The following is an 18,270-nucleotide window of genomic DNA, read 5'->3' as shown; positions in this document are numbered from 1 at the left end:
TGCGTGCTTCGTATTCAGCGATAGGTCCAGCACCGATGCGCGACGAACGTGAGCGGCGGCACGACGCACACGACTAGCGCGATACCGAGCGCGGGCGGCCCGCCCGCAAGCTGCGTCAGGTGCGATACGAGCGCGGTCGACGTCAGGCCGCCCAGCGACACGACCACGAACCGCCCAGCGTTCAGCAACGCAGGCAGCGCAGAAAAACTCCAGAACGTGTTCAACAGATAAGAGGCCGCCGTCGCCCAGGTGAACGCGATCGCGTTGGCCCACGGCGGCGACATGCCGGCGTGCGCGATCAGCGTCAGCGCAATGCATACATGCAGGCCGGTCGCGATGACGCCGCTCGCGCCGAAGCGCATCAGCCTGACCCGTTCGACCGGCATCATCGCGACGCTCCCTCGCGCTTGCGCAGGATCGCGAACAGCGATACGCCATAAGGCAGCGGCGCATGCGCGAGCCAGTGGCGCTCGGCGCTGAAGATGCGGTACAGCGCCGCGTTGAGCAGCCACGGCGGAATCGCGTCGCCGCTCGAATGTTTGCGACGCAGCAGCCGGTCGGCCCAGCGCGCGGCCACCGCGACCGGATACAGCAGCGTGTTGAAATAGCTGATGCGTTCGACTTCGTAGCCGGCCACGGCCGCGCAGCGCATCAGCGAGCCGCGGCTATAGCGGCGGTAGTGGTGCAGGAAAACGTCGTGAGCACTCCAGAGACTTTGTCCGGCCGGCACCGTCACGATGATGCGGCCTCCCGGCGTCAGCAGGTCGCGCATGCGCGCGAGCGAGCCGGCGTCGTCGGCGATATGTTCGAGGCAGTCGAAGAAACAGATCAGGTCGAAGCGTTCGCCGTTGAACGGCACGTCGTCGGGGCAGTGGCCCGCGCGGATGTCGAACTGGTTGCCGGTCTTGCGCGCGCTCAGCGCCCGAGCGGTCGGGTCCATCTCGAGGCCGCTGACGGCGCCGAAGCCGGCCAGCATGTCGAGGTTGCCGCCGGTGCCGGAGCCCACTTCGAGCACGCGTGCGCGACGCGGTAACGCGAGCCGTTCGAGCAGCGTGCGCAGCACGTCGCGCCGCGCGCGAAACCACCAGTGCCCGGCTTCGGTCTCGGCCATTTCGAGGTAGGCATCGGGAGACATGGTGGACTCCTCCGTTTTCAGTGGCCGACTACGCGAAACCGCGGCGCGGCACGCCTGCGTGTCAGTTCGACGCGCGCCACGTGCGCCGCGCGCGCATCCTGACGCACGCCCGGCAACATGCTGACCTTGCTCTTCGCCTGATAGCGACGCCGCACCAGATAAACGGGCCGTTCCTTCGACTCGTAGTAAATGCGGCCGACGTATTCGCCGATCACGCCGATGCCGATCAGCTCGATGCCGCCCATGAATAGCATCACCGAGATCGTGGACGCGTAACCGGGCACCGGATTGCCCGACCACAGCGTGCGGCCGATCACGAACCCGCCGTAGACGAACGCGAGTGTCGCGATCGACAGTCCGATATAAGTCCAGCTGCGCAACGGTACCGTGCTGAAGCTCGTGATGCCTTCGAGGGCGAAGTTCCACAGCCGCCAGCCGGAGAACTTCGAGTGACCGGCACTGCGCGGCTCGCGTTCGTATTCGACGATCACGGTGCGGTAGCCGACCCACGCGAACAGGCCTTTCATGAAGCGACGGCGCTCCGGCAGGCTGCGCAGCGCGTTGACGACCTGCCGATCGATCAGCCTGAAGTCGCCGACATTCTCCGGCAGCTTCACTTCGGACAGCGCATTGTGCACGCGATAGTAGAGCGCGGCCGCCGTGCGTTTGGCGAACGTATCGCACAGGCGGTTCGTGCGTTTGGCCGCAACCACTTCGGCGCCCGCGAGCCAATGCTCGACCATCACCGGGATCAGGCTCGGCGGGTCCTGCAGGTCCGCGTCGATCGGAATCACCGCATCGCCGAACGCTTCGTCGATGCCGGCGGTCAGCGCCGCTTCCTTGCCGAAGTTGCGCGTCAGGTCGATCACGCGGATGCGCCGGTCGCGGCCGCTCTGCGCGATCAGCCGAGCGAGCGTCGCGTCGCTGCTGCCATCGTTGATGCAGACGATCTCGAAGCGCGTGCCGTCGATCGATTCCAGCACCGGCACGACCGCCGCGAAGAAGCGTTCCACCGCGTCCTGCTCGTTGTAGAACGGCACGACGAGTGAGATCAGCGGCGTGGTTGTATGAGTTGGCATGACGCTTCCCCGTTTATCGAATGATTCGAACCGCGTGCGAATAGGCGAGGGTGGTGCGCTCGCCGCGTTCTTCGTCCATCACGCGCACGCGGCGCACGACCATCAGCAGCACCAGCAGCAGAACGATCGGGCCGATCTGCGGCAACTCGGCCGTGCGGTTGAAAAGTTCATAGACCGGCAGCAGCCACGCGAGCGCAATCACACTCTGCTCGCCGCGCAGCCAGCCTTCGCCGATGCCGAGCGCGGTCAGGCAGGCCGTCGCAATGCCGAGCCACGCCAGTTCGTAGTGCCACACGTAGGGGTTCGTCAGCAGCGTGGCGACGACGAGGCTTGCCGCGCGCAGCCGCGTGTCGCGCGTGTTTCGCCACACCTGCCATGCGGCTGCCGCGGCGATGAGCCCGACGCAGGCCTGGGCCGCAAAGGCCGCGGCGATCGGCGCACCGCCCTCGCGCAGCACCGCGAACGCGGTCGGCGACGCGAGCCAGTAGCCGCGGCATTGCTCGAGCAGCGTCTCACGCGCAATGCCGGTGTTGACGAAGAAGAGCCGCACCGATTGCACGCCGCATATCAGCACGCTGAACGCGCCGAACAGCGCCGCGCTGAACGCGGCGGCCGCCAGCGTGCGCCATGCGCGTGCGGCAATCAGCACGAGCGGAAACAGCACGGCCATCTGCGGCTTGATCGCGAGCAGACCGAGGCACAGCCCCGCGCGTACCGGATGCCGCCGGAGCCAATGCAGCGTGAGCGCGGCGATGCCGGCGGTCAGCAGCGAGTTCTGGCCGAAGATGGCTGGCACGAACACGCACGGCGAGGCCGCGACGACCAACCATGCGAAGCGCGAGCCCCTGAAGCTGTCGGCAAGGCCCGACACGCGCAGCGTGCCCGCGCTGAGCAGCGCGATGCCGCCGCCGACGAACACGAAGTACATGACGAGCTGCGGTAACAGCGCGAGCGGCGCGATCAGCACGAGGAACGTCGGCGGATAAAGCCAGGGCATCACGCTGTCGTGGCTCACGTTCGTGAATAGCGCGCGCTGTAGCTTGTCGAACGACGCGTGGTCATAGATCTGCATGGCCGAACCGTGCAGCAGTCCATACGAGGCCGACCAGAAAATCGAAAAATCCTCACCGGGACGCGTGAGCCGCGGGTCGGTGAAGCCGTGGCTCGCATAGGCCCACAACGCGATGATCCCCACGTACAGCACGCACATCCCACAGCAGTAGAAGACGATGCGCTCGGGCGTAAGCCAGCCGTGAATCTCGCTGTCGCCGCTGCGCATGCGTAGTTGTGATGCGTACATGATCCCCGCCCCCCGCGTGATCCGGATCGGGTCTATCGACCCGCCGTTCGTTCTGTTTATAGGTTCCGTCTTGTATGTGTCGGCGCGCGACATCGAATTAAAAACCGTGTCGTTGCGCTGAACCGGTCAGCTCATTGTTGGCGGAAATTGATGCGACTTTCAAGCTCGCGTTTTCCTGGCCGCGCGCCGCGCACTGCCGACTCCGCCAAATAGCGGGCCAAACGGCCAGTCTTATGTGCGCCAACGCACCAAGCCGTCTCGCCGATGAGACGCTTTGGACCGGCGCGCCCTTCGGGAACGGCGATTTTTCGATGGAATTTCATTTTTACCGGAGTAGGGAAAGTCCTGGGAAAAAAATGCCGAGCCTTGCCCGCCGGGGCATTACGCGATCCGCGAAGTGTTCGGCGGGTCAGGCAAAACGTTGCGCATTCGGACATTTCGGACGCGAATACGGCGGGAGGCTGGAGGCCAGTCGGCTCGAACCCGCGTCGTTACGCTGTTCTCGCAAAGCTGGTCCCGTCCTTGCGATAGGGAGTGCGCGGAAGTCGACGGCACGATGCTGCGGACCTGAACAGGCAGCACACCATGGCGAGAGAGAGGGAGCCAACGTCGACTGACTAGCGGGTGCCGGCCTCGAGCCGACGCCAAGAAAAAAATCACGAAAGACGGGGGATGTATGCACAACAAGATCACGCGACTGCGCGGCGATACCAGGCCCGTGTGCCGCGCACATCGTGCGGCCATGCTGCGCCAGCGGCACGCGGCCGCGATGCTGCGGCTCGCCCGGCAGCTGCCGCTTCACTTTCCCCGTTTCCTCCAGTTCGTGTCGCCCAGCGTTGCGACCATGCGGATCAAACACCGCGCGACGCTGATCGGGCGGCGAAACTAGCCAGCAGCTTCCCGCATTTCCCTGCAGTACCCGCAGTCCCATCGCCCACGCCAATCCTGGTAACGGGTTCCATTAGTTAGTCTTCCAGAGGAGTCGAATCATGAAGAACATCATCGCTGCCGCAGCCCGTTTCGTTCGTGACGAAGACGGCGTGACCGCCATCGAATATGGGCTGCTCGCCGGCCTGATCGCGCTGTTGATCATCACCGGCGTGACCACGCTCGGCCAGCATCTGCAGACGATTTTCAACAACCTCGCTGACTCGGTCTGAGTCCTCGAGTCGACGGACGAACCTCGCGATTCGTCCGTCCCCTTCCCACTGGAAAAAGGAGGTCTGTCATGAAGAACCTGATTGCTCGCGCAGCACGTTTCATTCACGACGAGGACGGTGTGACCGCCATCGAATACGGCCTGCTCGCCGGCCTGATTGCACTGCTGATCATCGGCGGCGTGACCACGCTCGGCACCAACCTCAGCGCGATCTTCAACAATCTCGCCGACTCGGTCTGACGCGGCTCAATCATCCTTGACGAGGTCATCATGACGCTGCCACCTCTGCCGCCACATCCTGTACCGCTGTGCGTGATCGTGCTGGCGATCGTGGCCGCGAGCACGGACATAAGCGCGCGGCGCATTCCGAATCGCCTGATCTCACTCGGACTCGCCGTCGCGCTTGCCGTGCAGATGTCGATTCACGGGCCGCTCGCCGGCGCGCTCGACTGGTTGATCGGGGCGGCGTGCGGCCTCGCTTTGCTGTTGCCGTTCTATCTGCTGGGCGGCATGGCCGCCGGCGACGTGAAGCTGCTGATGATGATCGGCGCGTGGGTCGGACCCGCGCTGACCTGGCGGATCGCGGTTGCCACTTTTCTGCTCGGCGGGCTCTGGTCTCTGCTGATCGTGCTGCGCCGCGGCCGCTTCGCGCGCGTGCTCGCGAATCTGCGGCAACTGCTCGGCGGCCTCGTCGTCGCGCCGCTCGGACAGCCAAACCTGATCGATGCGCGGTCCGGATCGGTCGGGTCGATTCCCTACGGCGTCGCGATCGCGGCCGGAACCCTCGGAATGCTGTTCGCGGCCGCGCTATAGCCGGACGTTTCCACTGAACGATGCGGGAGTGTTGCCATGAAAAACAGTCGGGCTTTAGTGATGCTGACGATCGCCGTGCTGGCGGGCCTCGCGGCCGTGAGTTTCGCGTCGCGCTGGCTGCTGCAGACCTCATCGGGCGCGGTGACGTCGGTTGCGGTGGCGTCGTCGGAAATCAGCCTCGGCCAGCCGCTGAACCAGAACCTGATCCACCTGGTCAGTTGGCCGACTTCGAGCGTGCCGCCCGGTGCGTTCGCCGACGGCAAGGCGCTTGAAGGGCGCGTGCTGCTGACGAGTCTCGCGCCCGGCGAGCCGGTGCTCGAATCGAAGCTCGCGCCGCAGGGCACGAAGGGTGGCTTGTCAGCGGTGATTGGTGAAGGCAATCGCGCGATCACCGTGCGCGTGAACGACGTGGTCGGCGTCGCGGGCTTCGCGCTGCCGGGCAACTACGTCGACGTGATCGTCAATACGCAGCAGACGAATAAGACCGACACGCCGCAAAGCATCTCGAAGATCGTGCTCGAAAAGATCCTCGTGCTAGCGGTCGCGCAGCAGGTCAGCCGCGATGACACCGCGCCGAAAGTGGTCAACGCGGTGACGCTCGAGGTGACGCCCGAGCAAGCCGAGAAGCTCGACCTCGCGCGTAGCGTCGGCACGCTGTCGCTGGTGCTGCGCAATCAGGTGGACAAGCAGACCCCGAGCACCGGCGGCGCGACCAAGCTGACCTTGCTCGACGTGCCGGCTTCGGCGCCGGCGGCGCCCGATGTGCATCCGGTGCGCACGCACTATGCGGCGCGTCCGGCGCTCAGGCGCGATTGCGTCGGCGTGCTGTCGGGGGTGACGGGCAGCGTCGAATGTTTCTAGCGCGGTCGCGGCGCGCGGGTTTGCGCGAGTTCACGTCAGGCGCCACGATCTGAATCAGAAGGCCATTAAAAGACGTCTCGGTTCACACCTATCGAGCGACGGGGGCAGCAACATGAAAACACCACAACGGTTCTCATCCGGTGGCGGCAAGCATTGCCGCTCGCTCGGCGGCACGGTGCTCGCCGCCGCGCTATGCGCCGGATTGACGGCCGCACACGACAGCGCGGCACAAACGATGGCCGCCGCGCAAATGCCGCCGGGCTGGGGTGCGCAGACAGCGCCGCTGCCGGTCGGCCGGGGCGCCGTGCCGATGCTGGTGAGCAACACGCCGATGCCGACCGGCGCGACGAGCGGCAGGGTGGTCGCCCCCGCGCAGCTGACCGGGCCGAACTGCACCGGCGAGATTCGCGACGAATCGAGCGTGTCGGTGGCAGTCGGCAAGTCGATTCTGGTGCCGCTCGTCGAGGCCGCGCGCAACCGCACGCTCGGCAATCCGGTCGTCGCGCAGGCGACGCTCGTGTCGCAGCGCACGCTGTACGTGGTCGGCATGAGCGTCGGCACCACGAACATGATCGTGCAGGGCCGCAGCGGCGCATGCCAGATCATCGACGTGAGCGTCGGCGTCGATGCCGAAGGGCTGCAACGCACACTCGCGCAATTGCTGCCGAACGAGCGCGGCATTCGCGTGTCGAGCGCGGCCGGCAATCTCGTGCTCGCGGGCCGCGTGTCGAGCGGGCAGGCTGCGCAGCAGGCGATGACCATCGCCGGCGCTTACGCAGGCGCGCAGCCCACCCAGCAAGACCAGGCGAGCACCGCGAGCTTTGGTAACGGCGGCACGATCTCGCAGCAAAGCTCGAGTGTTAGCAAGGGTTCCGAAGTCATCAACATGATGACGGTCGATTCGCCGCAGCAAGTGATGCTCGAAGTAAAGGTCGCCGAGGTGTCGAAGACGTTGCTCAATCAGTTGGGCGCGGCGGTCAACATCCAGGGCGGCTTCGGTTCGTGGACCGGTGCGCTCGTGAGCAGCCTGCTCGCCGGTGTCAGCAGTGGTATCGCGGTGAGCAAGGCGAACAACAGGCCGTTCAATATCGCCGTCGACGCGCAGAAGAGCGACAGCCTCGGCAAGATTCTCGCGGAGCCGAACCTCGTCACGCTGAGCGGCCAGGAAGCGTCGTTCCTCGCGGGCGGCCGGGTCTTCATTCCGGTGTCGCAAAGCAACGGCTCGGGCGGCTCGACGATCACGCTGCAGGAAGAAGAGTTCGGCGTCGGCCTCAAATTCACGCCGACCGTGCTCGCGGGTAGCCGCGTGAATCTGAAGGTCGCGCCGGAAGTATCGGAACTGTCGCCGACCGGCGTCACCGTGTCGGCGAGCGGCACGAGCAACACCTCGGTGCTGCCGCTGATCACGACGCGGCGCGCGTCGACGACGGTGCAGATGAACGACGGCGAGAGCTTCGCGATCGGCGGGTTGATCCAGAACAACATCACCGGCTCGCTGAAGGCGCTGCCCGGCATCGGCGAAGTGCCGGTGCTCGGTGCGCTGTTTCGCAGCACGTCGTTCCAGCAGGATCGCACGGAGCTGATCTTCATCGTCACCGTGCATCTGGTGAAGCCGCTGCCGGCGGGCGACTATCCGCTGCCGACCGATAGCTTCACCGGTGTATCCGACGGCACGGTCTACGCGACCGGCAACATGGAAGGCCGCCGGCCCGCAGCGCAGGCAGCGGGCGCCGCGAACCCGAATGCGCCGCAGATGCCCGCGCAACCGCAAACGCAACCCGCGTTGCCCGCACCGGTTCCGACGCCGGCACCGACCGAAGGCTCGGCCGCGCCCGCCGCGCTGCTGCCGCGTGACACCCAGGCGGACCGGCCGGCACCGTCGGCGGCGGTGCCGCCACCGGACAAGACGACAGCAACGGCAGCGTCGGCAGCGCAAGCGCACACCGACGCCGAACCCGCACTCGCCAAAGCCGACGCCGTGAGCCCGGGCTATCCGACGATCAAGGCCGCCCAGCCCAACCCATAACGCGCCGCGAAGGAGACTCTCATGAAACCCGAACATCTTCTGATCCCGCGCCGCGCGGCGTTGCTGCTGATGCTGGGCGGCTCGTTGAGCGGCTGCATGTCGAGCTCGCCGATCTGGGACGCACACGTCGGCGACGCCGTGCGCACCGTGACGCAGATGCAGATCATCGATCCCCATGCGGGCGAGCACACGCCATCCACACCGGGCGTCGACGGCAAGGCCGCGGTCGCCGCGCAGCAGCAGTACGACAAGTCGTTCCAGACGCCGGTCACGACGTTCAATCCGTTCGTGATGGGTATCGGCAGCAGCGGCGGCAGTCAGTAATGGCGAACGCGGCGCATGGGGCGGACGCGCCGTCCGCCGGTTAATTCGACAGCTCGGTTGGGAACATCATGATCAACATCCTGGCTCTCTCTGAAGACGGCGCACGGCTCGCGCAGATCGCGCATCTGAGCGGCGAAGCCGGCGACTACCGGATCACGCGCGCGATGGGCACGCCGTCGCTGCTCGGCGAACGCGGCGACACGCTCGACGCGTTCGACGTGCTGATCGTCGACGCCGCGTCGCTGAAGGATGCGGAGCTCGCGGTGGTGGAGCGCCTGCATCGCGAGCATGGGCGGCTCACCTGCATCCTGCTGATTCCCGACGCATCGCCGCAGACGCTGATCGCCGCGATGCGCGCGGGCTTTCGCGACGTGCTGAACTGGCCGCTCGATTCGCGCCAGTTCGGCGACGCGCTGCAGCGCGCGCAGGCGCAGAGCCTGCAAGGCGGCACGCGCGATACGCGGATTCTGTCGTTCATGTCGTGCAAGGGCGGCGCCGGCACCAGCTTCATCGCCGCGAACGTCGCGCATGCGATCGCGACTCTGCCGCAGAAAAAGCGCGTTTTGCTGATCGATCTGAACCAGCAGTTCGCCGATGCCGCGTTTCTGGTCTCCGACCAGACGCCGCCGTCGACACTGCCGCAAATCTGCGCGCAGATCGAACGCATGGATGCCGCGTTCTTCGACACGAGCCTCGTGCACGTGAGCGACAGCTTCCATATTCTCGCCGGCGCGGGCGACCCGGTGAAGGCGGCCGAGATCAAGGAAGACCGTCTCGAGTGGTTGCTCGGCGTCGCCGCGCCGCATTACGACTTCGTGCTGTTCGATCTCGGCCAGACGCTGAACCAGCTGTCGATGCTCGCGCTCGATCGCAGCGACCAGATTCATCTCGTGCTGCAGGCGAGCATGCCGCACGTGCGGGCCGGCCGCCGGCTGCAGGAGATTCTCTGCTCGCTCGGCTACGCGCAGGAGCAGATGCGGCTGATCCTGAACCGCTATACACGTCACGGCGAGCGGCCGCGCGCGGCGCTCGAATCCGTGCTCGGCATGAGCGCGTATCAGGTGATCCCCGAGGATGCCGAAACGGTGACCGATGCGATGAACCAGGGACTGCCGGTGTCGAAGACCGCGCGCGGCAGCGGGGTTGCGCGCAGCCTGCAGGCGCTCGCCGAAAACATCGCGGCACGCGCGACCCAACCGGGGCGTTCGCGCGCGAAGGGCGAGTCGCTGTTCGGGCGGCTGCTGGGCCGCCAGCCGTCGCCGAAACTCGAAACGCTTTAACCGTGCTGCAACGCTACACGATCAGAACAGGGGAACGTCATGTCGCTTCGTGAGCAGATTTCCGCGCAACGCGTGCAGCCGCTGGGCGAACGCCAGGACCCGGCGGGCGCCGGCATGTTGCGCGGCGCCTACCAGAAACTGAAACGCGAGATTCATCAGGCGGTGCTCGAACGCGTCGAGCTCGAACGGCTGTCGCGCCTGCCGCCCGAGCAGGTCCGCCAGGAGATCGCGACGCTGATCGGGCGCATTCTCGAAGATCAGAAGGCGCCCGCCAACGATCTCGAACGCCGGCAACTCGTCGGCGACGTGCACGACGAAATGTTCGGCTTCGGTCCGCTCGAAGTGCTGCTGCGCGACCCGACCGTGTCCGACATTCTGGTGAATACGCATCGTCATACGTACGTCGAGCGCCGTGGCCGTCTCGAAGCGACCGATGTGACCTTCTACGACGACGCGCATCTGATGAAGGTCATCGAGAAGATCGTCTCCGGCGTCGGCCGCCATATCGACGAATCGAGCCCGATGGTCGACGCGCGCTTGCCGGACGGCTCGCGCGTGAACGCGATCATCCGGCCCTGTGCGATCGATGGTCCGTTGCTGTCGATCCGCCGTTTCGCCGCCAATCCGTTGCAGGTTGCCGACCTGATCGAATTGCAGAGCCTGACGCCGCCGATGGCCGAAGTGCTCGATGCGCTCGCGCGCGCGAAGGTGAACATCCTCGTGTCGGGCGGCACGGGCAGCGGCAAGACCACGCTGCTGAACGTGCTGTCGGGCTTCATTCCGGGCGACGAGCGCATCGTCACGATCGAGGACGCGGCCGAGCTGCAACTGCGCCAGCAACACGTGCTGCGGCTGGAGACGCGTTCGCCGAACATCGAGGGACGCGGCGAGATTACACAACGCACGCTGGTGCGCAACGCGCTGCGGATGCGGCCCGACCGCATCATTCTGGGCGAGGTGCGCGGCGCCGAAGCGCTCGACATGCTGAACGCGATGAACACCGGTCACGAAGGCTCGCTGTCGACGATCCACGCGAACACACCGCGCGATGCGCTGACGCGCCTCGAAAACATGATGACGCTCGGCGGCCTGTCGCTGCCGACGCGCACGATGCGCCAGCAGATTTCGTCGGCGATTTCGGTGGTCGTGCAAGCCACGCGTCTGACCGATGGCCGCCGCAAGATCGTCAGTATTTCGGAGCTGACCGGCATGGAGGGCGACATGATCAACATGCAGGAGATCTTCGTGTTCCGCCGCTCCGGCGTCGATACGAAGGGCAACGTGCGCGGCCATTTTTGCGCGACCGGCGTGCGGCCCAAATTCGCCGAGCGCTTGCAGGCATTCGGCGTGGCGCCCTCGGAGCAGGTCTACGATCCGGCGCGTCGCTTCGAAACGACATGACGAGTATGGGCAACGCGCACCGACCGCTCGCCCGGTGTTTCAGGAGACTTGCATGAGCCCGATTTTCTACGCGTCGATCATTCTGCTGTTCGCGGCCGTGGTGCTCGCGACGAGCGGCGTCTACGAGTATTGGAACAGCCGGCACGGCCCGGTCGCGCGCCGCGTCGATTCGCGGATTCGCGCGGTATCCGCCGGCGGCGCGTTGAGCAGGCAGCGTCTTTCGATTCTGAAGACGCGCACGATGGCCGACTCGGCGGTGCTCACGCGGCTGCTGCTGCGCATTCCGCGCGTGCATGCGCTCGATCTGTTTCTGCAGCAGTCGGGGCTATCGTGGTCGGTCGGGCGACTCGTCGGCACCTGCGCGGTGTGGCCGCCGTTCGTGCTGATGGCGGGCGCGAGCCTCGCGATGCCGTGGGTCTTCATCGCGGGCGCCGCGGCGCTGTCCGGATTGCTGCCGCTCGCCTACGTGCAGCGGCGGCGCAACCGGCGCATCCGTCAACTCGAACGGCAACTGCCGGACGTTTGCGACATGCTGTCGCGCGCGTTGCGTTCGGGCCATGCGTTCACCGGCGCGATCGATATGGTCGGCACCGAGTTCGCCGAGCCGATGAGCGGCGAGTTCCGCATCGTGTTCGACGAGATCAACTACGGCGTGTCGATCAGCGAGGCGCTGACCAATCTCGCGACGCGCGTGCCGATTCGCGATCTGCGTTACTTCGTGATCGCCGTCGTGATCCAGCGCGAGACGGGCGGCAATCTCGCCGAAGTGCTCGACGGCATCACCGCGCTGATCCGCGACCGCTTCAAGCTATTCGACAAGGTTCGCGTGCTCGCCGCCGAAGGCAAGATGTCCGCGTGGGTGCTCGGCCTGCTGCCGTTCGGCGTCGGCGCCGCGATGATGGCGATCAACCCCGGGTTCCTGAACGTTCTGTGGCAGGACCCGGCGGGCGTCAAGATGATCGCGGTGGCGAGCGTGGCCATGCTGTTCGGCATTCTGTGGATGCGGCACATCGTGAAGATTCGCGTCTGAGCGGGCGAGAGCTCATCGGAGAAGGACCATGCAAACACTGAACATCACGCAGATTCTGTTGCTTGCCGGCGTATTCGCGATCGTTTTCGCGGCCGCGTTCGGCGCGATGCATCTAAGCACGCCGCGCGACATGAGCCGCCGTATCGAGCAGGCGGGCGGCGCGAATGCCGTCCCGGCGCCGGAGCAACTCGCCGCCGCCGCGCAGACGCCGTGGTACGAAAAGCTCGTCGAGATTTCGCAGCCGATCTCGAAGCTGTCGGTGCCGAAGGACGGCTGGGAGCAATCCGCACTGCGCCTGCAATTGATGACCGCCGGCTGGCGCTCGGCCAACGCCGCGCCGATCTATCTGGCGGCGAAGACCGCGCTCGCGCTGACGTTGCCGCTCGTGGCGATGCTCGCGCTGTACGGCTTGTCGTTCGCGAATTCGCTGCTCGAACGCGCGATCGTGCTGGTCGTGCTGGCCGCGCTCGGCTACTACCTGCCGAACGTCGTGCTGTCGCGCCGCATCGCAGCGCGCAAGCGCAGCATCGTCGAGGACTTTCCCGATGCGCTCGATCTGCTGACCGTGTGTGTCGAAGCGGGTCTGGGCCTCGATGCGTCGCTGATGAAAGTCGGCGAGGAAATCCGCCTTCGCAGCGCGGTGGTCGCGAGCGAGCTCGAACTGATGCTGCTCGAAATGCGTTCAGGTTTCTCGAAGGAAAAGGCACTGCGCAATTTTTCGCTGCGCACCAGTGTGGAAGACATCGACTCGTTCAGCGCGATGCTGATCCAGGCCGAGCGCTTCGGCACCAGCATCGGCGCGTCGCTGCGTGTGCTGTCCGATACGCTGCGCACGCGCCGACGGATGCGCGCCGAGGAGCGGGCCGCGAAGATCGCGCTGAAGTTGCTGTTTCCGTTGATGTTCTGCATTTTTCCGGCGCTGCTCGTCGTGCTGATGGGGCCCGCGATGATTCATATCTATCGCGATCTGCTGCCGAGCATGGCGGGTGGTGCATGACCACGCACTTCGTCGCGGGTGGACCGACATGTGGAACGAACGGAGGGAGCCGGTGAAACGCACAAAACAACGTGGCGCGGCAGCGGTCGAACTCGCGCTCGTGCTGCCGCTGCTGCTTGCGCTGATCTTCGGCATCGTGCAGTTCGGCTGGCTGATCAACAACTATCTGGTACTGACCAACGCGGCCTCGCTCGGCGCACATCAGCTCGCGGCGGAGCGCGGTTACGCATCGCCATACTCCGACGCGACTGCCGCGATTCATTCGCAGACCGGTGCGCTGAACGGCACGTTGACGATTTCGATGAGCGTCGGCGGCACGTCCTGCACGAGCGATAGCGCGTGCGCCAGCGCACTGGGGTCGAGCACGCCGGCGCCGGCTGCGGGTACGCAGGCGAAGGTGCAGCTCGGTTATACGTTCGCGCCGCTCTTCGGCGGCACGCTCGATAACCTCAAAGGCATCATGCCCCCCAGCTTGAGCGCCACCATGTCGGAGGTCGTGCAATGAGTGCAGCCATTCGTCCGAAGCGGAGAACGACACCGCCAATCGGTCACAAGCAACAGAAGGGCGTCGCCGCGGTCGAGTTTGCGCTGGTCGCGCCGCTGCTGCTGCTGGTGCTGCTCGGCATCGCGCAGTTTGGCTGGCTGCTCGGCAACTACGTGATGGTCGTCAATGCGGCCTCGTCGGGCGCGCGCTATTTCGCGTCGCAACGCGGCACCAGCACGCCGTACTCGGCCACGCAAGGTCAGGTAAGCACCTCGGCGGCGCTTCTGAATACGTCGAATCTGTCGATCGCGACGTCGGTGAACGGCGTCGCGTGCAGCAGCGATTCGAGCTGCGCCGCCGATCTGAGCAGCGCCGGCGGCACGAGCGCGGTCGGCACGGCGACCGTGACCGTCACCTACACGTTCGCGCCGCTGTTCAAGGGCAGCCTGTCGGGTCTGTACGCGATGATGCCGACCGCGCTCAATGCGAGCGCGGTGGAGCGGGTGCAATGACGACGCATGAATAACAAAAGCGGTGCGACCGTTTGGGAGGGGCGTGAAATCATGAAAACGACATACCGTAGTTCGCGTGGCTCGCGTCGGCGTCAGCGCGGCGCCGTTTCCGTTCTCGTGGCGGTATCGATGGTCGCGCTATTGGGCTTTGTCGCAATCAGCGTCGACTTCGGCTACCTGGCGTATAGCCAGCGGCGCCTGCAAAGCGCAACCGATGCCGCGGCGCTGTCGGGCGCGGTCGACCTTTGGACGCAATCGTGGACCACCGCGGCAAGCGACGCGCAGGCGTTCACGGCGGGGTACAACAACAGGCTGCCTGCCGCCGTCGTGCCCGCCAGCGCGACGATCACCGGTCTCACGTTGTCGAGCGTCACATTGCCATATAAGCAGGCGACCTCGGGCTATAACGGCATCCAGGTCACGCAAACGGCGACCGTGCCGCTCTATTTCGCGCGCGTGTTCGGCAAGAGTTCGCAGACCGTTTCCGCGACCTCGCGAGCCGGGGCGGGCGGCGGCGCGGAGCCCGCGCTCTACAACGTGATGATCGTGCTCGACGCCACGAAATCGATGGCCACGACGACGGACAGCAACTGCAAGAACTCGAAGGGCGTCGCGCAGACGCGGCTGGCGTGCGCTCAGGCGGGCGCGTTGACGCTGCTGACAGGCTTGACCAATGCGGGAGACAACGTCGGCTTGATGGCGTTTCCGCCGCAAACGTCGTCCACCTATAACTTCACGTGCTCCGGCAAGGCGCCGACCATCGCGGGCAGCTATTCGGCGTCGGGCGCGACTTACCAGGTTTCGTCGCTGAACACCGGCTATCTCGGCAGCAACGGTTCGGTCAGCACGAGCTCGGGTATCGTGCAGGCGCTGGGCGGCGGCAGTTGCGGCGGCATGTCGGCGCCGGGCGGTCTCGGCACGTTCTACGCGCAGGCGCTTACGGCTGCGCAATCGGCGCTCGTCGCGAAGTCGTCGACGCAGAGTCCGGCTGGGCAGAACGTGATCATTCTGTTGAGCGACGGTGTTGCGTCGTCGTCGACGAGTCAACTCGGCAGCACGTACAGCAGCACTTATGGAAGCGAGTGCCAGGCCGCGATCAATGCGGCGTCGACGATCAAAACCAGCACCGGCACGTTGATCTATACCGTCGCGTATCTGGGCGGGGAGGCCGCGTCGGCGCCGAGCTGCGGCGACGGTAACGACAAGCTCACCGCGTGCAATACGATGCAGTCGATCGCGTCCGGTCCGTCGTATTTCTACTCGGACACCTGCTCGAATGCGGCAGGCGGCACCAATAGCCTCAATACGTTGTTCAGCCAGATCGCGTACAGCCTGACCAAGCCGCGGCTGATTCCGCAAACCGCGAGCTGAAGCGCGAAGGGCTCGTTATGAGTTGTCGCGCGTCTCGGCCGTGCGTCTGCCCTGGAAGACCGGCAGCCGCCAGCCATAGCGCAGCGACGCGAGCCGCGCCAACACGCAAGCCAACGTTGCGAACCACGGCGTCCACCAGTCCGTCCAGCCCGCGTACGAAAAACCGACCTGCACCGCCGCACCGAACAGCGCGGCCGACGCATAGATCTCGCGCTCGAGAATCGCGGGCACGCGCGAGAGCACGACGTCGCGCATCACTCCGCCGCCCACCGCGCTGACGACGCCGAGCAGAATCGCGAGTTCGGCATTGTGGCCGTACGTGAGCGCTTTCTGCGCGCCCGACACCGCGAACAGACCGAGCCCGATCGCGTCGAAGAACAGCACCGGCTGACGCAGCCGGCGCACCTGCGGATACGCGAGAATCGTCACCGCCGACGCGGCGAGCGCGGTCGCCAGATAGCGCCAGTTCGACAGCCCCGCAGGCGGGATCGCGCCGATGCACAGGTCGCGCACGATGCCGCCGCCGCACGCGACCATGAAGGCGATCACGACGATGCCGAACAGGTCGAGCCGTCGTTGACGCGCGGCGACCGCGCCGCTGATCGCGAACACGAAGGTGCCGATCAGATCGAGAATGGTATAGACGGCGTGTGAATTCACTGAGTGGTTTCGTGTTGGTCGAGCCACGCACCGGCCGCGCACAACATGGCTTCGAGACCCGTGCGCAGGGTCGGGTCGAGCACCGGTGCGAACTTCGGAGAGTGATTGCTCGGAATCTCGTTGAGTTTTTTCGCGGCGAGCGCTTTGCGGAACACCTCGGGGTCCGTGCCGCCGACGAACCAGAACGAGTACGGCACGTTCCATTCGCGGCCGAACACGCTGAAGTCTTCGCTCGCGGCGGCCGGCGGCGATTCGTACGCGCGCTCGCCGAACTGCGCCTCGAACGCGTTGCGCACACGCTCGGTGGTCGCGGCGTCGTTGATCGTCAGCGGATAGCTCGATAGCGTCGTGAATTCGGGTTCGCGCGGCGCGTTCGACGCCGCGCATTCGGCGCAGCAGATGCGGCGGATCGCGCCGAGCATGTACTCGCGCACGTCTTCGTCGTAGGTGCGCATGTTGAGCTTCAGCGTCGCGTCGTCGGGGATGATGTTCTCTTTCGTGCCGGCTTGCAGCGAACCGATGGTCAGCACGGCGCTGTCGCTCGGCGCGATTTCGCGCGACACGATGGTTTGCAGACGCAAGGTCGTCGACGCTGCCATGATCACGGGATCAATCGACGTCTGCGGCTGCGAGCCGTGCGCGCCGCGCCCGAACAGCTTGATCTTGATGCTGTCGCCGGCCGACAGGATCGTGCCGCTGCGATAGCCGACCGAGCCCGCCGCGCCGACCATCACGTGCTGGCCGAGAATCACGTCGGGCTTCGGAAAGCGCGTGGTCATGCCGTCGTCGAGCATGCTGCGCGCGCCGCGGCCGACTTCCTCACCGGGCTGGAACACGGCCATCAGCGTGCCGCGCCATGCGTCGCGATGCCCTGCCATCAGACGCGCGACGCCGAGCAGCCACGTGACGTGCATGTCGTGGCCGCACGAATGCGCGACGCCGACTTCGAGCCCGTCTTCGTCTTTCGCCCTCACCGTGCTCGCATAGGGCAGGCCGGTCGCTTCGGCCATCGGCAGCGCGTCCATGTCGGCGCGCAGCATCACGGTGGGACCGTCGCCGTTGCGCAGCAACGCGACGACGCCTGTCACGCCGACGTTGCGCGTCACCTCGTAACCGAGCTTTTCCACGTAGTCCGCGACGATGCCCGCGGTGCGCACCTCCTGCATTGACAGCTCGGGGTGCGCGTGCAGATCTTTGTAGATCACTTCGAGTTCAGGCAGCAACGCGTCGATCGCGGTCGCCATCGTTTCGATCAGCTTTGACATGGAGGGCTCCTTGTTAGCGTGAGCGCAAGGGAAAGCGGCGCAATGCGGATCGTCCGTCAGGATCTCGCAGGCGGCGCGCTTGCGGACTCGCTTTCGAGCAGGCTGTGCGAAAGCTTGCGGAGCAGACGCTCGAGCGTCTTGCGCTCGTTCTCGCTGAGCGCCTTCGCGAGCTCGACCTCGAGTTCGGTGCCGACCGTTTCGGATGCCTGCGCAACTCCGAGGCCTTGCGCCGTGGCGCGCAACGCGATGCTACGGCGGTCAGACGCATGCATGTTGCGCGTGATCAGGCCGCGCGTTTCAAGCTCGGCGAGGACTTTGGAAAGCAGCGTTTTTTCGATCAGCGCGCGCTGTGAAACGGATTTGGGCGTGATGTCGGGCTCCGCGCAGACGAGGCGCAGCACGCGCAACGCACGCACGTCGAGATCCCAGCGCTCGCGGTAGACCAGGTTCGCGCGGTTGATCAGCAACGCGCTGGTCAGGTCGAGCCTGAAAGTCAGGAAGTCCGAATACAAGAATTTGCTCCGCTGTCCGCGTCATACGCAGTGCAAGCATTATAGGCAAGTAGTTGAAATT

Annotated in this window: 21 protein-coding genes; 14 read left to right on the top strand and 7 right to left on the bottom strand. The window is 65.7% G+C overall.

The genetic code is table 11. The annotated features are described in order from the left end of the window. Nucleotides 1–14: 14 nt before the first annotated feature. From F6X40_RS06295 to F6X40_RS06280, 4 genes are read right to left on the bottom strand one after another with little or no spacing between them, the layout of a single operon-like run. Nucleotides 15–389, bottom strand: coding sequence for a GtrA family protein (locus F6X40_RS06295; RefSeq protein ID WP_187627171.1), 375 nt, complete (start codon nucleotides 387–389; stop codon nucleotides 15–17). Further along, nucleotides 386–1,135 (bottom strand): class I SAM-dependent methyltransferase, encoded by a 750-nt coding sequence (locus F6X40_RS06290; RefSeq protein WP_187627170.1) that lies wholly within the window; start codon nucleotides 1,133–1,135, stop codon nucleotides 386–388. Before F6X40_RS06290 ends, F6X40_RS06295 begins: the two co-directional genes overlap by 4 nt. Nucleotides 1,136–1,152: 17 nt before the next feature. Next, the gene (locus tag F6X40_RS06285) at nucleotides 1,153–2,214 is read right to left on the bottom strand and encodes a glycosyltransferase family 2 protein (RefSeq protein ID WP_187627169.1); all 1,062 of its coding nucleotides are present in this window, start codon (nucleotides 2,212–2,214) and stop codon (nucleotides 1,153–1,155) included. 13 nt (nucleotides 2,215–2,227) lie between these two features. Beyond that, on the bottom strand, nucleotides 2,228–3,514 hold the full coding sequence (locus F6X40_RS06280; protein ID WP_262421379.1) for a glycosyltransferase family 87 protein: 1,287 nt from the start codon (nucleotides 3,512–3,514) through the stop codon (nucleotides 2,228–2,230). Nucleotides 3,515–4,190: 676 nt separating this feature from the next. Here F6X40_RS06280 and F6X40_RS06275 point away from each other — a divergent pair. The 14 genes from F6X40_RS06275 (at nucleotide 4,191) to F6X40_RS06210 (ending at nucleotide 15,772) form a co-directional block, all read left to right on the top strand. Further along, nucleotides 4,191–4,403: a hypothetical protein gene (locus F6X40_RS06275; RefSeq protein WP_184072789.1), complete on the top strand. Its 213-nt coding sequence runs from the start codon at nucleotides 4,191–4,193 to the stop codon at nucleotides 4,401–4,403. Between the two features lie 100 nt (nucleotides 4,404–4,503). Continuing rightward, nucleotides 4,504–4,674, top strand: a complete 171-nt coding sequence (locus F6X40_RS06270) for a Flp family type IVb pilin (protein WP_184024396.1) — start codon at nucleotides 4,504–4,506, stop codon at nucleotides 4,672–4,674. A 68-nt stretch (nucleotides 4,675–4,742) separates the two neighbouring features. Then, nucleotides 4,743–4,913 (top strand): Flp family type IVb pilin, encoded by a 171-nt coding sequence (locus F6X40_RS06265; protein ID WP_184024399.1) that lies wholly within the window; start codon nucleotides 4,743–4,745, stop codon nucleotides 4,911–4,913. 30 nt (nucleotides 4,914–4,943) lie between these two features. Beyond that, entirely contained in the window at nucleotides 4,944–5,486 is a 543-nt protein-coding gene (locus F6X40_RS06260) for a prepilin peptidase (RefSeq protein WP_187627168.1), read from the top strand. Nucleotides 5,487–5,522: 36 nt separating this feature from the next. Then, nucleotides 5,523–6,347: a Flp pilus assembly protein CpaB gene (cpaB, locus tag F6X40_RS06255; RefSeq protein WP_187627167.1), complete on the top strand. Its 825-nt coding sequence runs from the start codon at nucleotides 5,523–5,525 to the stop codon at nucleotides 6,345–6,347. 112 nt (nucleotides 6,348–6,459) lie between these two features. After that, nucleotides 6,460–8,373 carry a type II and III secretion system protein family protein gene (locus F6X40_RS06250; RefSeq protein ID WP_187627166.1) on the top strand — a complete coding sequence of 638 codons (1,914 nt, stop codon included), beginning with the start codon at nucleotides 6,460–6,462 and terminating at the stop codon, nucleotides 8,371–8,373. Between the two features lie 21 nt (nucleotides 8,374–8,394). Continuing rightward, nucleotides 8,395–8,697 (top strand): hypothetical protein, encoded by a 303-nt coding sequence (locus F6X40_RS06245; protein WP_184072797.1) that lies wholly within the window; start codon nucleotides 8,395–8,397, stop codon nucleotides 8,695–8,697. Between the two features lie 68 nt (nucleotides 8,698–8,765). After that, complete coding sequence (locus F6X40_RS06240; protein WP_187627165.1) at nucleotides 8,766–9,977, top strand: CpaE family protein; 1,212 nt, start codon at nucleotides 8,766–8,768, stop codon at nucleotides 9,975–9,977. 39 nt (nucleotides 9,978–10,016) lie between these two features. After that, nucleotides 10,017–11,378, top strand: coding sequence for a CpaF family protein (locus tag F6X40_RS06235; protein ID WP_187627164.1), 1,362 nt, complete (start codon nucleotides 10,017–10,019; stop codon nucleotides 11,376–11,378). 52 nt (nucleotides 11,379–11,430) lie between these two features. Next, nucleotides 11,431–12,408, top strand: coding sequence for a type II secretion system F family protein (locus F6X40_RS06230; protein ID WP_187627163.1), 978 nt, complete (start codon nucleotides 11,431–11,433; stop codon nucleotides 12,406–12,408). Nucleotides 12,409–12,436: 28 nt separating this feature from the next. Next, on the top strand, nucleotides 12,437–13,405 hold the full coding sequence (locus tag F6X40_RS06225) for a type II secretion system F family protein (RefSeq protein WP_187627162.1): 969 nt from the start codon (nucleotides 12,437–12,439) through the stop codon (nucleotides 13,403–13,405). Between the two features lie 52 nt (nucleotides 13,406–13,457). Then, nucleotides 13,458–13,910: a TadE/TadG family type IV pilus assembly protein gene (locus F6X40_RS06220; RefSeq protein ID WP_187627161.1), complete on the top strand. Its 453-nt coding sequence runs from the start codon at nucleotides 13,458–13,460 to the stop codon at nucleotides 13,908–13,910. Then, nucleotides 13,907–14,401 carry a TadE/TadG family type IV pilus assembly protein gene (locus F6X40_RS06215; RefSeq protein ID WP_187627160.1) on the top strand — a complete coding sequence of 165 codons (495 nt, stop codon included), beginning with the start codon at nucleotides 13,907–13,909 and terminating at the stop codon, nucleotides 14,399–14,401. The genes F6X40_RS06220 and F6X40_RS06215 overlap by 4 nt, the downstream gene beginning before the upstream one ends. 51 nt (nucleotides 14,402–14,452) lie before the next feature. Then, on the top strand, nucleotides 14,453–15,772 hold the full coding sequence (locus tag F6X40_RS06210; RefSeq protein WP_187627159.1) for a VWA domain-containing protein: 1,320 nt from the start codon (nucleotides 14,453–14,455) through the stop codon (nucleotides 15,770–15,772). 15 nt (nucleotides 15,773–15,787) lie between these two features. Here the strand turns inward: F6X40_RS06210 and F6X40_RS06205 are convergent, their stop codons facing one another. From F6X40_RS06205 to F6X40_RS06195, 3 genes are read right to left on the bottom strand one after another with little or no spacing between them, the layout of a single operon-like run. Beyond that, on the bottom strand, nucleotides 15,788–16,432 hold the full coding sequence (locus tag F6X40_RS06205) for a trimeric intracellular cation channel family protein (protein ID WP_187627158.1): 645 nt from the start codon (nucleotides 16,430–16,432) through the stop codon (nucleotides 15,788–15,790). Continuing rightward, a complete protein-coding gene (locus F6X40_RS06200) occupies nucleotides 16,429–17,697 on the bottom strand; it encodes a M20 family metallopeptidase (protein WP_187627157.1) in 1,269 nt (422 codons plus the stop codon). Before F6X40_RS06200 ends, F6X40_RS06205 begins: the two co-directional genes overlap by 4 nt. 56 nt (nucleotides 17,698–17,753) lie before the next feature. Next, the gene (locus tag F6X40_RS06195) at nucleotides 17,754–18,209 is read right to left on the bottom strand and encodes a MarR family winged helix-turn-helix transcriptional regulator (protein ID WP_187627156.1); all 456 of its coding nucleotides are present in this window, start codon (nucleotides 18,207–18,209) and stop codon (nucleotides 17,754–17,756) included. Nucleotides 18,210–18,270 lie beyond the last annotated feature (61 nt).

The sequence above is a fragment of the Paraburkholderia sp. UCT31 genome, assembly GCF_014397655.1.
Taxonomy (GTDB): Bacteria; Pseudomonadota; Gammaproteobacteria; order Burkholderiales; family Burkholderiaceae; genus Paraburkholderia; species Paraburkholderia tuberum.
This window is presented reverse-complemented; position numbering and strand designations above follow the sequence as displayed.